Annotated in this window: 12 protein-coding genes; 7 read left to right on the top strand and 5 right to left on the bottom strand. The window is 42.9% G+C overall.

From position 1 onward, the window contains the following. Positions 1 to 9 precede the first annotated feature (9 nt). Positions 10 to 936 (bottom strand): LysR family transcriptional regulator, encoded by a 927-nt coding sequence (locus KPL72_RS06215; RefSeq protein ID WP_249422120.1) that lies wholly within the window; start codon positions 934 to 936, stop codon positions 10 to 12. Positions 937 to 1066: 130 nt separating this feature from the next. Further along, positions 1067 to 1972, bottom strand: a complete 906-nt coding sequence (gene argF, locus KPL72_RS06210) for an ornithine carbamoyltransferase (protein ID WP_219702202.1) — start codon at positions 1970 to 1972, stop codon at positions 1067 to 1069. 242 nt (positions 1973 to 2214) lie between these two features. Between argF and grxD the strand changes: the two genes are divergently transcribed. After that, positions 2215 to 2547 (top strand): Grx4 family monothiol glutaredoxin, encoded by a 333-nt coding sequence (grxD, locus tag KPL72_RS06205; RefSeq protein ID WP_212916119.1) that lies wholly within the window; start codon positions 2215 to 2217, stop codon positions 2545 to 2547. 86 nt (positions 2548 to 2633) lie between these two features. Then, a complete protein-coding gene (locus KPL72_RS06200) occupies positions 2634 to 3257 on the top strand; it encodes a peroxiredoxin (protein WP_212916118.1) in 624 nt (207 codons plus the stop codon). A 123-nt stretch (positions 3258 to 3380) separates the two neighbouring features. On the opposite strand, the gene gloA2 is transcribed toward KPL72_RS06200, so the two are convergent. The 3 genes from gloA2 to KPL72_RS06185 all read right to left on the bottom strand — a co-directional run bounded on the left by gloA2 (position 3381) and on the right by KPL72_RS06185 (position 5777). Continuing rightward, entirely contained in the window at positions 3381 to 3770 is a 390-nt protein-coding gene (gene gloA2, locus KPL72_RS06195) for an SMU1112c/YaeR family gloxylase I-like metalloprotein (protein ID WP_219702201.1), read from the bottom strand. A gap of 44 nt (positions 3771 to 3814) precedes the next feature. Continuing rightward, entirely contained in the window at positions 3815 to 4765 is a 951-nt protein-coding gene (locus KPL72_RS06190) for a LysR family transcriptional regulator (protein ID WP_212916116.1), read from the bottom strand. A 124-nt stretch (positions 4766 to 4889) separates the two neighbouring features. Then, positions 4890 to 5777, bottom strand: coding sequence for a LysR substrate-binding domain-containing protein (locus KPL72_RS06185; RefSeq protein ID WP_219702200.1), 888 nt, complete (start codon positions 5775 to 5777; stop codon positions 4890 to 4892). A gap of 243 nt (positions 5778 to 6020) precedes the next feature. Here KPL72_RS06185 and KPL72_RS06180 point away from each other — a divergent pair, with 243 nt between their 5' ends. The 5 genes from KPL72_RS06180 to KPL72_RS06160 all read left to right on the top strand — a co-directional run bounded on the left by KPL72_RS06180 (position 6021) and on the right by KPL72_RS06160 (position 14924). Continuing rightward, a complete protein-coding gene (locus tag KPL72_RS06180; RefSeq protein ID WP_212916114.1) occupies positions 6021 to 6623 on the top strand; it encodes a DUF6198 family protein in 603 nt (200 codons plus the stop codon). A 403-nt stretch (positions 6624 to 7026) separates the two neighbouring features. Further along, positions 7027 to 8811, top strand: a complete 1785-nt coding sequence (locus KPL72_RS06175; RefSeq protein ID WP_219702199.1) for a two-component system response regulator — start codon at positions 7027 to 7029, stop codon at positions 8809 to 8811. Positions 8812 to 8891: 80 nt separating this feature from the next. Next, entirely contained in the window at positions 8892 to 11597 is a 2706-nt protein-coding gene (locus KPL72_RS06170; protein WP_219702198.1) for a hybrid sensor histidine kinase/response regulator, read from the top strand. A gap of 196 nt (positions 11598 to 11793) precedes the next feature. After that, positions 11794 to 13572 carry an ATP-binding protein gene (locus KPL72_RS06165; RefSeq protein WP_219702197.1) on the top strand — a complete coding sequence of 593 codons (1779 nt, stop codon included), beginning with the start codon at positions 11794 to 11796 and terminating at the stop codon, positions 13570 to 13572. 20 nt (positions 13573 to 13592) lie between these two features. Further along, positions 13593 to 14924, top strand: coding sequence for a cobyrinic acid a,c-diamide synthase CobB (locus KPL72_RS06160; RefSeq protein WP_219702196.1), 1332 nt, complete (start codon positions 13593 to 13595; stop codon positions 14922 to 14924). The last annotated feature ends 2 nt before the right edge of the window (positions 14925 to 14926 follow it).

Here is a 14926-nt window from a genome sequence, read left to right as displayed (position 1 = left end):
AACTCTGACTTATAGTTCAGGGGCTAGAATACCTTTTAGATTTTTAAAACAGGTTTTTGATGCGGTAGAAATCAGATCTTCCATGTAGGCGTTTTCACGCTGATCCTTTCTTATTGCCAGATAGAGCTTACACCAAACACCTTCTTCGCCTAACGACTTGGTAATGACATATTGTCGGTTGGTATATTCTGTTAATGCCCAATTTGGTAGACAACACACACCGCGACCACTTGCGACTAGCTGCATCATCATCAGCGTCAATTCACTATGACGAATTTTAGCTGGCGACACGTCTGCTGGGTTTAAAAAGTGTTTGAAAATATCCAGCCGTTCGGTTTCTACTGGATAAGTAATCAGTGTCTCTTTGGCAAAATCTTCAGGTGTTAAGAACTCTTTTTTCGCTAGGGCGTGATGTCGAGACAGGGCGACCTGAGACTCATATTGGAACAATGGAATGTATTCAATATTTGGGATGTCCTGTGGGTCGGATGTCACGACTAAATCCAAATCGCCGCGAGCAAGAGCGGGCAATGGCATGAAACCAAAAGCCGTCGAAAGGTCGAGCTCGACATCAGGCCAATGTTCGCGGAAATGGTCAATGGTTGGCATTAGCCATTCGTAACAGCTGTGACATTCTATGGCGATGTGTAAGCGCCCACTTTCCCCTTCAGCGAAGCGTTGAATATCACGTTGAGCTGAGCGGAATGAAAGTAGCACATCATCGGCTAATTGTAATAAGCGCAGGCCAGCACTGGTAAAACGTACAGGTTTCGTTTTTCGAATGAAAAGCGGACAGCCTAGTTTTTCTTCCAGATCTTTAAGTTGATGAGATAAAGCTGATTGCGTTAAGTGAACTCGTTCGGCAGCTTCGACTAAACTGCCAGTTTCTCTGAGGGCGGTCAGTGTTTTTAAATGCCTAACTTCAATAATGCTCATAGTAATTCACGGTTGATGCCTTTCCCATATTTAAGAGCCCTATGCTTAAGAGTTCAACGTTTAGAAGCTCAATGCTTGGATGCAAAAAAAGCTCGCTGAAAGATGGATTTCAGCGAGCCTTGTTATTGTGTTAGCGAGATAGTAAAAACTCAAGTAGTGCTTTTTGTGCGTGTAAGCGGTTTTCTGCTTCATCCCAGACAACACAGTCTGGATGATCGATTACTTCAGCAGAAACTTCTTCACCGCGGTGAGCGGGTAGGCAGTGCATGAATAGGGCATCTGGATTCGCTTTGGACATCAACTCAGTATTTACTTGGAAGCCATCAAAGTCTTTTAGGCGCTGTTCTTGCTCGTCTTCTTGGCCCATTGAAGCAAACACGTCAGTAACGATTAGATCGGCACCTTTAGCGGCTTCATGTGCATCGTGAAGTACTGTCACTCGATCGTTGTGTTCTGCAACCAAATCAGCGTTGGGTTCATAACCGACAGGACAAGCAACGACTAATTGGAAGTCGAGCATAGCTGCCGCGTTAATGTAAGAATTACACATGTTATTGCCATCACCAACCCATACGACTTTTTTGCCCTCGATAGAGCCGCGATGTTCCTGATACGTTTGCATATCAGCAAGTAGTTGGCATGGGTGATAGTCATCAGTCAAAGCGTTAATAACAGGAACGGATGAGTATTTAGCAAAGGTTTCAACGGTTTTATGATCGAAGGTTCGGATCATTACGGCATCTACCATGCTTGAAATAACGCGTGCGCTGTCTTCGACTGGTTCGCCACGTCCCAATTGAGTGTCACGAGATGACAGAAACAGTGCGTGACCGCCAAATTGAGCCATACCTGCTTCAAAAGAAACTCGAGTTCGAGTCGATGACTTTTCAAATATCATCGCTAAAACTCTGTTTTTCAGCGGTTGAAATAGAGTGCCTTCGTGATGGATTTTCTTAAGCTCTGAAGCTCGTAGTAGTAACTGTTTTAACTCGTCAGAAGATAGATCCTTCAGAGTAAGAAAATGTCTAGGCGACACGCTAGGACTCCTTGTATGTCTTGAAAAAAGGGAATCGACCAATTTAATACACTCAGGTAGGCGAGTAAAGGGCAATTAACAAGAGAAAGTACAAAGGAAAGCATCTTTTTGGGGTTGTAAATACACCACGAGACCCAATAAACTGATGCAAGTTTAATGAATTTAATAGACTTAAGTTTGGTAAGGGCATTAATGATTCATTTGTTCTTACGAATAGACAGTTGCAGAGCGAGGTTTTTAGTATGAGTAATACAATCGAAACAATTAAAGAGCAGATTAGCAGTAACGATATTCTGCTATACATGAAAGGCAATCCTCGTGCTCCGCAGTGCGGGTTTTCATCTCAGGCAGTTCAAGCACTAATGTCCTGCGGCGAGCGTTTTGCTTTTGTTAATATCTTGGACAATCCAGATATTCGCGCTGAGCTACCAAAATTTGCTAACTGGCCAACATTCCCACAGCTTTGGGTGAAAGGTGAGTTAGTTGGTGGTTGCGATATTATCGTTGAAATGGCTGCAAACGGTGAGCTACAGACTTTGATCAAAGAAGCAGTCGGTTCATCTTCTGAAGAGTAAGTTTTTGTGTCGCTTATGATGATAAGTGACACTATTGAGTTAAACATTAGCCTTTAAATATTAAGCAATAAAAGGAGACGTTAAAGATGTCTATTTTAGTTGGTAAAAAAGCCCCAGATTTTACAGTTCCAGCCGTATTAGCGGATGGTCAAATCGTTGATTCTTTCAACCTTGCTGAAACTATCAAAGGCAAATACGCAATTGTGTTCTTCTACCCATTAGATTTCACATTTGTATGTCCTTCAGAAATCATCGCTATGTCTCACCGCATGGATAAATTCCGTGAAATGGGCGTAGAAGTCATTGGTGTTTCTATCGATTCTCATTTTACTCACAATGCTTGGCGTAATACTCCAGTTGAGCAAGGTGGTATCGGTGCAGTTGAATATACACTAGCCGCTGATATGGATCATGCGATTGCAAAAGCATACGGCATAGAGTCTGAAGGTGGCGATTCTTACTACCCAGCTGGTGTTGCGATGCGCGCGTCTTTTGTTATTGACCAAAAAGGTATCGTTCGTTCACAAGTAGTAAACGATGAGCCAATTGGCCGTAACATGGATGAGTTGGTTCGTGTTGTTGATGCGCTTCAATTCTTCGAAGAAAATGGTCAAGTTTGTCCAGCTGGCTGGAACAAAGGCGATAAAGGTATGAATACTTCACCTGAAGGCGTTGCATCTTACCTTGCAGAAAACTCTAAATCTCTATAAGACGTTCGTTTTATAGCAATAAGAGCGCCCACTGCTGAAAGGTAGTGGGCGTTTTTTTTTGACTTGAATTGCTGAATTTAAATGCCGGTTTATAAATTCTAGCTTTAAATGCTGCTATTGGGTCTATAGTTCGTAAAGCTCGAGTGGCAAGCCGTCTGGATCGGCAAAGAAAGTGAAGTGCTTGTCTGTTAGCTCATCTAGTCGAATGTCTTCCGTGATCACGCCGTGCTGATTTAGATGTTTAATACAGGATTCTAAATCCTCTACTGCAAAGGCTAAGTGCCTTAAACCTTGGGCTTCAGGCCGAGAAGGACGTGCTGGTGGTGATGGAAATGAGAAAAGCTCAATTTGTTGTTGGTCATTAATGGCAAGGTCTAATTTATAAGACTGACGTTCTTCTCTATAAGTCTCTTCTAGTATGCGAAAGCCAAGAATTTCACTATAGAATCGTTTGGACACTAAATAGTCAGAGCAAATGATAGCGACGTGATGAACATGAGAAACGTTGAACATAGTTTTGTGTCTTCTGATAGTTCGTATTATTTTGATAGTTCGTATTATTTTGCTTGTGCTTTTAGCTCGTTTGCCACATCAATGACTTGTCTTCTGAACCAAATATGACTGGCATCGTGATGCAGTAGCGGACTCCAAATCATTTTTAGTTCAATTTGTGGGATATCGAATGGTGGATCAAGAATCACCAAGTCGGGATTCTTTTTATTGACCATGGCAACCTTTTTAGGAAGGGTCGCAATCAGGTCTTGCTCAAGAGCCAAGTGCATGGCGGTATGGTAGCTTCGAGTAAACACACGGATGCTGCGTTTATGGTCTAGGGCTTGAAGTGCCTCATCTACCCAGCCTAATTTCTGTACGTCATTTGGGTCCATGCCGACACCCACTCCGAAGCCTGTTTTACTTACCCAAATATGCTGGGCTTGTAGGTAAGCATCAATGTCAAAATGGTCTTTGATCGGGTTTTTTGAACTCATCATGCAAACGAAAGTATCAAACCAAACACTTTTTTGATGGAAGGACTGGGGTAATTCTTCGAAACGGTTAATAGCCATATCGATTTTACCTGCTTCAACGTCGTGAAAGGTGACGTCGCTCGGCGTCATGATGTCGAGTGTAATGCCCGGTGCAAATTCTCGTAGCCGGTTGAGTAATCGAGGAATAACGGTTGAAGCGGCATAGTCACTTGCCATGATACGAAATACGCGCGTACTGATACTTTCGTTAAAGTCGGCTTCTGGTTGCAGGGCTTCTTCGAGCTCAAGCAATACTTTGCGTACGATAGGTTGCAAGCGTAAGGCTTTCTCTGTTGGCTTCATGCCTTCACTAGTACGAACGAGCAGAGGATCGCTCAGCAAGTCTCTTAGTCGCTTTAAGCCATTACTCATTGCCGGCTGTGTGATGTTTAGCTGATTGGCAGAGCGCGTGACGTTGCATTCTCTTAGCAAGACATCGAGGTAAATAAGAAGATTAAGGTCAATTTTATTAATATTCATACTTTTTATGTTTTTCGCATGGTTTATATTTTATATGAATTTATTGTATTGGCCTTTGCGCAAACTTCAACCGTAAATACTAAATATTCGAGCAATACGTTTAGTATTTAGAAAAATTTATACTCTAAATATTTGATAAAACGGGTACGGCACAACATAGGTCGATAAAGCGTTGAGCGTTTTGGGTAAGCGCCGTATTTTTTGGAGTGACAATCAATAAATTTCGATTAAGTTCCAATGGCGTTTGATAAAGTCGTATTAGCCCAGAGTTGAGTTCTTGAGATATCGCCATCCTAGATAAGCAGCCAAGTCCCATCTGATGGATCACGGCTTGTTTAACTGCTTCCATGTGCGCAAGTGAAAGAACCACATTAAGCTGAGGGATCTGAGCGGCTGTCGCTTGTTCTAATATATTGCGAGTACCGGAGCCTGATTCGCGCATTACCCAGCTAGCTTCTTTTAAGTCTTCCCAAGATAAATTCTCAGGACGTTCTTCTTCAGCGGAACCAAATACTACGAGTTCGTCTTTTAGCCAGACTTGAGTCATTAATTCGGCGTGTTGGCAGTAGCCTTCGATAAAACCTACTTCGGCTTTACCAGTTAACAACTGTTGGATCACACTTTGTGTATTGCCGATGTCCAAGTTGAAACGAATATTGGGATGCTGACGTTTAAACAAAGACATTTGTTTCGGGAGCAGATAGTTACCCACACTCACGCTGGCGGCCAAATGCAAAGAGCCACTAAGCTCATCTTCACTTCCCATGCTTTCAATTTGTTCTATTTGACTAAGAACTGCGCGAGCCTGCGGAAGAAGGTGTCTAGCTTGAGGTGTTATTTGTAAGCGTTTGCCATGGCGACGAAAAAGAGGGCGGCCCAAAAGGGCTTCTAGCTCTCTTAATGCTTGGCTTGCAGCTGGTTGGCTAATAGAGACCATTTCTGCAGCCGCAGTCACAGATCCTGTATGAACAACCGCTTCAAATATTTGTAATTGTCTAAGTGTGATTCGCATTTGGCTATTGTAGCCTTGTTTCTGTTTTGATGAGTAGTGCTATTCGCTTCTCTGTGATAAATGATCAAATAGATAAGTGAAAATTCATAAGAGATTGTGAAATTATGGTATAGAATATGCTTTAGTTTGAGCTGAGAAACTCAGTACTGAATGTGGTCTGTGTTATCCGCTTCCACAAGAAGCGATTTTTACAAACCTTTGCTATTAACCAAAAGTTAATACGGCTCTTGTTAAGGACGTTTCATGAAAACCACTCATCGTTGGCTCTCTATCATTGAGGGCTGTCTGCTTGTTGCTTTAGGCTTGCATATTCTAAATTCTGCTGGATTGCTAATTAGTGGCACGGCGGGCGCTGGAATGATTTTGCTGCGTGTTACTGATCTATCTTTTGGTCAGCTATTTTTCTTACTCAATATTCCGTTTTATATCTTAGCTTGGTACACACTAGGTCGAGATTTTACCTTACGCACTTTTGCGAGTGTAAGTTTGCTGTCTCTGCTCTCTGAGCTAATGAAACAGTATGTTGTTCTTTCTATTCATCCTCTTCTATCTGGGGCTTTAGGCGGTCTATTGGTTGGCTTTGGATTGATTATTTTGTTCCGGCATAATGCTTCTCTAGGCGGGCTAAATATCCTATCTGTATTTTTAGAGCGCCGATTTGATATTCATGCGAGTAAAACAACATTGGTTGCCGATATTACTGTATTGATGGCTGCTGTGGTGTTTCTTGACTGGAGTCATTTGGGTTACTCATTACTTGCTTTCTTATTATTAAGTTCCGTAGTAGGTCGTTATCACCGTCCACCTAAGTGGGCGCAAATAGCTCTGCTGGATGCGAAAGCTTAAAATAAAAATCTTTTCCCTTCATTTATTTTTCGTGGGCACGCATTAAAAGTGGACTATATGATCCACACTGGTGCGTGTTCCGTATCTTACTTTAGGTTTTTCGCTTTATTAGAAAAAGCTTATCTGTGTTTTATCTATACATTAGGTTGAGAGTTTTTAATTAAAGGTTTGAGGTTACAATTCTCTACAAGCCATCGTTTTGCTTCGTCTTATAATATGACTTTATTTTCACTTAAGATTTACATCAAATTTGTGCATTAGATTTTTTTATGGATAACTTAGATGGATATTCAGTAAGAAACAGAGGTAATATTTAGGCGTATTACTTAAGAATTGTTCGATCGTGGCGTTTTAATTACTTTATTCAAGTGATTGGTAAATCATAGAAAAGGCATAGCTAGGTATGAAGCAGTCTCCAACGGTGTTAATTGTCGATGATGTTCCAGAGAATTTACGCATTTTAAAGGAAGTAATGGATGCACTGGATTGCCAAATTTCTGTGGCGAACTCCGGTGAACGAGCTTTGGAGCTATTAGAAAGAACTCAGCCATGCTTAATTTTGTTAGATGTCATGATGGGAGGGATTGACGGATTTGAAACTTGTCGCCGAATTCGCTCTCATCCGTATCATAAAGATGTGCCTATTATTTTTGTTACTGCGTTAGCCGATGATATCAGTCGTGGATTTGACGCTGGCGGTAATGATTACATCAGCAAGCCTATTCGTATTGAAGAGGTTCGTTCTAGAGTCCAGCACCAATTAGAGAAATACCAACTTGTTAATGAGCTAAGAGAACTCACATCATCATTAGAAGAGAAGGTTCGTGAGCGCACGGCTGATCTGAATTTAGTAAATCGAAATCTTCGAAAAGAAGTGAACGAAAGACGTTATATGCAAGATCGACTAAAGTATCTTGCCCAGCACGACTTCGTAACCCAACTTTATAACCGCGATGCATTAGACGAACACATATCTCATCTCATTTCTGGAGTCCAAGCTAAAACCGCTGAGCATATACCGTATTTTATTTTAATCGACGTGAACGAATTTCGTTTGATAAACGATTCTTGCGGCTGCATCGCTGGCGATGAATTGTTGCATCAGTTGGCCATTATGATGAGTGAACTTGCTGATCCTCAACGAGATTTCTGTGCGCGTTTAAGTGGTGATAAATTTGCTATTGTTATTAGTAAAGGCGGTGACGAAACGGTCGAATCTTTTTTCCGTTTACTACAACAAGGCTTCAAGGACTTTGCATTTGTCTGGGATGAGCGTCAGTTTCGAATGACGGTGACGCAAGTAGCGATTCCTATCACACTTGATATGGTGTCTTTTGAACAAGTTGTCATGCTAGCTGATGAGATTTGTTACTCAAGTAAAAAGTCGGGGATTCATTCTCGAATTATCAAAAACGCCAAAGACCTTGCTTATGATGAGCATAGAGGTAATTTAAATTGGGGGCTGAGAATTATCGATGGCCTCGATAAAGATTTATTCGAAGTTCATTTTCAGCAAGTTTGTTCATTGATCCATGATGAGCCAAAAAAGAAAATAGAAATTTTAGTTCGACTGAGAGACGAAGAAACGGGAAGTTTGATTTACCCTAATGACTTTATTCGCGCGGCTGAGCGTTTTGGTATTGTCTCCAAAATTGATCGCTGGGTGATTAGTAATACCATGCAGCAGTTGTCAGAACGTTATGATTTGTGGGACGAAATTGATCAAGTCGCTTTGAATGTATCTGCGCTGTCGGTAAGACAATCGAACTTTGCTGAGTTTATTGTTGAGCAGTTACAGTACTATCGATTAGATGGCAGCAAATTCTGCTTTGAAATCACCGAAACGGAAGCGCTCAACAACTTTTCAGATACTCGGCGGTTCATGGCTTTGCTTCATGAGCATGGTTGCACCATTGCGTTAGATGACTTTGGCACTGGTTTTTCATCGTTTGCGTATCTGATGGATTTACCTTTTGATTTGATTAAGATTGATGGCATGTTTATTAAAGACATGCATGTAAACGAAATACACTACGGTATGGTTGATTCCATTGTGAAGTTAGCAAAAATGCTTAATAAACCTGTCGTTGCTGAGTTTGTAGAAAACCAAAGTATTGTGGATAAGCTTAAAACGCTGGGTGTCGAATGGGGACAGGGTTACTTTTTTCATAAGCCGGAAAAACTTTAGCGCTACGGCTGAGCTTGCACGATTTTATACTGGTCTTTTAAAGTCAATAAAGTCACTTCTGGTGCTCTTAGGGATTAATCATGGATATAGAGTTTCCCATTTTACTTAAAGTATTTGTTGGTTTATTTTGCCTTACGGCTTTTGTCTTGGTTGCTTTGCAGCTCGCTTTTCTTTTTCGCTTTAAGTTGTTACAACGTCGCTATTCAAGAGCGATTTTGGCAACCAATGCTGGTGTTTGGGAATGGTTTCCTGAAACAGATCGTTTGTATGCTTCCTCTGAATTTTTTATGCAACTTGGCTTTGAAGAGCAAAAAACGCCTAAGCGTCTCGAAGATTGGTTGGCGTTTTTATCAACTGATGATCAAGCAACTTTCAATGAGTGGAAAACCGCATTACTCGAACAAGAAACACGTCTTGCGCCTAAATCTATACGTCTACAAATTCAAAATCACCTTAATGAATGTTTCTGGATAGAGATGCGCGGCAGCGTTACTCGCAGAAATAGCCAATATAAAGTCTTGAGTGTCGCTGGTATTTTTGAGGAAATTGGCCATTTAGTTGAGACTGAAAATGCCCTGATTGTTGCTCGTGAAGAATCAAGACGGCGTGAACTTACCTTGTCCTCGTTACTCAATAATATTCCTGACATTGTCTGGTCTAAAGATGAGCAGGGGAACTATCTCGACTGTAATCAAGCGTTCTTAGATTTTAACCAACTTACTGCGCAAGAAATAAAAGGAAAAAGTGACTTAGAGTTAAACTTGGATGGAAAGGGGGCTTATTATCAAAATGCAGGTGAAGTTCCTTTGCAAACTGGCATAACATCCCATGAGCAAGGCTGGGGTTACCCAAAAGATGGCAGCGAGCCCTGTTTGTTTGAAGTTCATAGAGTTCCTGTCATTGAGCCTTCAATTAACTTTCGTGGCACCTTAGGCATTGCACGCGATATTACCGAACGTCACCGACTTTTTAGTCAACTAAAACTCTTTAAAAGCTTTGCCGATAATTCTGCGCAAGGCTTTGCAATGGCAACTTTAGAGGGAGATATTACTTACTTTAATAAAAAAATACGCATGCTTCTTGGTGTGGATGAAGAGGCCAGTGATGCGTCTTTGAGTGGATTTAACTATCTTGAATTTTACCCCGAAGCTAGCCAGAAATTTCTCAAAGAAACCGTAACTCCTTACGTTAGAGAGCATGGTGTTTGGGAGGGAGAATTGCAGGCTAAAAGCTTGGATGGGCGTATATTTTCCACTTATGAAACCTATTTTCTATTGCGCGATGAAAATGGGCATGCAACTTCTGTTGGTGACATCATGAGTGATATTACGGAGCAAAAACATGTTTCTATGCAGTTAGAGCAAGCAAAAGAAGCGGCTGAGCAAGCCAACCAGGCAAAAAGTCATTTCTTAGCCAATATGAGTCATGAAATTCGCACGCCGTTAAATGCCATCATTGGTTACGCGCAATTAATTAGTGAAGATAATCAATTAACCGGAGTCTCCAGAACAAGATTTCTATCCATTGCCAGTGCTGGGAATCGCTTATTAGGCTTGATTAACGATATTTTAGATATTGCTCGCATAGAATCTGGACGGCTGGTTCTACACGAGCAAAAAGTGAATCTTTGCCGTGAAGTGAGTCAGATAGGCAAGCTTTTCCAAGGTCAAGCTCAGGAGAAGGGGCTAGATCTTATTGTTGAGTGTGATATTGATGAGCGGCAGTTTGTCTGGATAGATCCCGTCAAATTTCAACAAATCATTACCAACCTTTTAGGTAATGCAGTGAAGTTTACCCTTCAAGGTTATGTGAAAACGGTCGTTCAGATTGTAGAAGAGCGTATTCATATCAGCATCGAAGATACTGGGCCAGGAATCGAGGCTGAACTGATGGAGCATCTGTTTACGCCATTTATGCAAGGTAAAGCGGGTGAAGCATCAGGCGGGACAGGGCTAGGTTTGTCGTTATCAACGACTCTCGTTAAATTGATGCAAGGCTCATTATCGGTAAAAAGCAGTGAAGGTGTTGGTACTCAAATTATTGTCGATTTACCATTGTCTAAAGTAGAAGGCGATGAAATGCTTTCTGGTGACGAGCAAGATTCACTTCTAAATATGAGATTAAATAATCCCATCAGAGTACTGGTGGCAGAAGATGATGAATGGTCGCGAGATATTCTCGTGTCTTTGTTAGAAAAAGCGGGTTGTCAGGTTATCGAAGCTGAAGACGGTGAACAAGCCATAAAAGCGTTTACCTTGAATCCGCCAGATTTGGTGATGACAGACATTCGTATGCCCAATAAAACGGGTATCGATTTATTAAAATTCATTCAAAAAGAAGATAAAGAGCAACTTATTCCAGTCATTGCGGTAACGGCATCGACATTGGTGCATGAACAGCAAGCCCTCTTGGACGATGGTTTTTGGCAAGTCATCGCCAAGCCCTATCAAATAGAAGATATTTACAAAGCCTTAGTGGCACATCTTGATGTGAGGTTTGTGCCGATTATTGAAACTACGGCAAGAAAAAACGATTCGCATGAATTGTCTGATGACGAAATTCAGCCTGCTGAACCAACAGAGCCATCACGACAGTTAACCATCGAAGATTGGCAGCCATTATTGCTAGCCGCCCAAAGTGGTGATGTGCAAACCACCGAAGAGATATTTCAGTTATTACGCAAGTTATTGCCGTCTAATCAGCAAAAAAACCTTCAGGCGGCGATCAATCAGTTTGATTTAGGCTTAGTAGAAGCATTGGTTGATAAGTATCAGACAGAGAAATAATAACCTACAGCGTTTATTCAAAGTCATGCGTTTTATTCAAAGTCATGCGTTTCATTCACGGCATGCTGAAGGCTTTAGGTTTGACATGAATAGGTCACATAGATAAGGTCAAACAAGACAAATCATAGGGAAAACGCCTACAATAGACGACTTATGATTTTCTTTTTGACCTTAACGAACCGCAACAGGTAGCTCAATGACCCGTTTAGCCTCTAGTGACTTTCCTTTTACCGCAGTGGCGGGGCAAGAGCCGTTGAAACTGGCGTTGATTTTGTGTGCGATTAACCCACAAATTGGCGGTGTTTTGATAAGCGGTCCGCGAGGTTCGGCAAAGTCTACTTTAGCGCGTGGTTTGTCTGGCGTCATGCCAGCGTTACAGGGTGAAGAACCGGTTCCTTTTGCCACTCTACCTCTTGGTACCAGCGAAGATCGGTTGCTTGGTGCGTTGGATTTAGAGCAAGTTTTGCAAGACAAACAAGTCGCTTTTAAGCCCGGATTATTGAGTAAAGCCCATGGCGGCGTCTTGTATGTCGATGAAGTGAACTTGCTTGCCGACCATTTAGTTGACCAACTTTTGGACGTGTCCGCCAGCGGTGTAAACCGTGTTGAGCGTGATGGCATCAGTCATGAACACGCCGCGCGTTTTTTATTGGTTGGCACCATGAATCCAGACGAAGGTGAATTGCGTCCTCAGCTGAAAGACCGTTTTGGGTTAATGGTTGAATTAGTGAATCAATACAGCCTGGAAGAGCGCGTACAGATTGTTCGTCTGCGAGATGAATACGATCAAGACTCTCAAGCATTTTGCGATGCTTTTAAATACAAACAACGCAACTTAAAAAACAGCATTCGCTTAGCAAGACAAGCTTTAGCACAAGTACGTTGTTCTGATGAGTTACGTTTAGAAGTCGCTACTCGCTGTCAGCTAGCCAACATAGACGGCGTACGTGGCGACATTGTTTGGATTCGAGCCGCCATGACCCATGCCGCGTGGCGTGGCGCAAAAGTCGTTGCTCTGGACGATATTCAAGCGGTGGAAGATTTGGTATTGGCACATAGACGCCAAGCTAAAGCTCAGAATCAGTCACAGCCTCCAAGCCCACCGCCTTCTCGTCGTCCTGATAGTTCGCGTTCACAAAACAAAGGTAATCAGCTACAAGAACAAGACAGCTTTCAAGACAATCTGACAAATGAGCAAAATAGCTCAGGTGAGTGGGGAAGTATGGAGCCACAAGCGCTTGCTAGTAGCGCGCCGATTCGTGTCGCCATTCATGATGAGTCGAACAAAAGAAGCTCAGCTAATGCTCGCATTGATGAGGTGACGCCGGGAAAGCGCAAAGGCAAGCAGCTGGGCGGTTATCGTCCTGATGCTGCGCAATCTGTTGATCTTAAATCAGCGGATGGCATTGATTGGTTTCGTAGTATTGTCAGTCAGCCGCAAGAATGGCCACCGAAAAATCTTACACATAAGCCTGCAAAAACAGGCCAATCTGTTTTGCACTTGGTGTTGTTGGATACGTCCACGTCTACCTTGAGCCAAGGTGTTTTTGCTCAAGCTAAGGGTGTCATTTTAGACATTGCCAATCGCGCCTATTTGGCTCGGGAGCAGATTGCGATTCTTGGTTTTGGGCAAGATGGCGTGTCGTCGATTTTGCCTAAGGTGCGTGCGCCAAAGGAAATCTCAGACGTACTAGATGATTTAGGTGCGGGTGGCGGTACGCCATTTCGGGTTGCGATTGAAAATACCAGCCAATATTTGGCGCAACAGCACAAAGCAACTGCGGGATTACATAGCCAAACTTACATATTGACCGATGGGCGCACTCAAGCCGATGTATCGGATCTGGTTTTACAGGGCAACACTGTATTGATCGATACTGAAAATGCGCCAGTTAAGCGTGGCCGAGGTCAGGATATTGCCCAGCATTTGGGCGCACAATACGTTTTATTGAGCTCTCTTTTAGAGAACTTTTAGATACTTTTAGAGACCGCTTTATGACCACTTCCGTTGTTCATTGTCCTGCGTTATTTTTGACGGCGCCTGCGTCGAATCAAGGAAAAACCACCATTACTGCCGCCTTGGCGCGTTATTTTACCAATCAAGGCAAAGTGGTTCGCGTGTTTAAAACCGGCCCCGATTACCTTGATCCGCAAATTTTAGCACAAGCGTCTAAGCAGCCTGTAGAGCAGTTGGATATTTGGATGGCAGGCGAAGATTATTGCCAGGACAAACTTTATCAAGCCGCGAAAGTGGCGGATTTGATTTTAGTGGAAGGTGCCATGGGCATGTTTGATGGGGAACCATCCAGTGCGGATTTAGCGGCGCGTTTTGGTCTTCCCATGGCCATTGTGATGGACGTGAAAGGCATGGCGCAAACCGCGGCGGCGGTGGCGACTGGCTTGGCAAATTTTCGTGATGATGTGCAAGTAGCCGGTTTGATTGCCAACCGCTGCGGCAGCGAACGCCATGCGGAATTGATCCGCGATGCGCTACCAGCAAGTTTGCCTTTGCTTGCAACCTTAAAGCGTGATGAAGAGATTACCTTGCCTGAGCGTCACTTAGGTTTGGTGCAAGCGGATGAGGTAAAAGACGAGCTAGAAGTGCGCTTTGAAGCCGCTGTTGAATGGCTAAAAGAAACGCAAGATACTGGGTTGCTGGAATTACCTAGTGCAGTGCCTTTTTCTCCTGCCAGCCAAGTTGACGCCGAACAAACCATTGAACAAAATTTGTTGGGAAAAACCATTGCCATCGCCAAGGATGCCGCATTCAGTTTTATCTATGATGCGAATCTTATTGCGCTAAAAAGCTTAGGGGCGAATCTGGTGTTTTTCTCGCCCTTGAAGGATCAAACCTTACCTGAGGCCGATGCGCTTTGGTTGCCGGGCGGTTATCCTGAATTACACACGAAAGCCTTGTCAGAAAATTCATCCATGCGTCAGGCGATCAAAGATTTTTACCAGACTGGCAAAGGCATTTTGGCAGAATGTGGCGGCATGCTTTATAGCTTGGATGATCTAACCGACTTAGAGGATAAATGTTATCCCATGGTGGGCATTTTATCGGGGCAAGGCGCGATGCGTGGTAAACGCGGTTGCCAAGGTATGCAAACCGCCGTGATTCCACAAGGCGAAATTCGCGGACACGCCCACCATAGATCTCGCAGTGCCAATACGCCAGACCCCGTGGGTTATGGTCGTCGACAAAGACACCCAGCGCCAGGGGAAGCGATTTATCAGCAAAAAGGGCTAACCGCCAGTTATCTGCACTTGTTCTTTCCTTCGAATCTTGATGTCACCGCCAAGATTTTTTTAGGAAAAGGTAACTAAAA

The organism is Marinomonas lutimaris (assembly GCF_019426345.1).
Classification (GTDB): domain Bacteria; phylum Pseudomonadota; class Gammaproteobacteria; order Pseudomonadales; family Marinomonadaceae; genus Marinomonas; species Marinomonas lutimaris.
The sequence above is the reverse complement of the archived record's forward strand: the minus strand, read 5'-3'. Positions and strand labels throughout refer to the sequence as shown.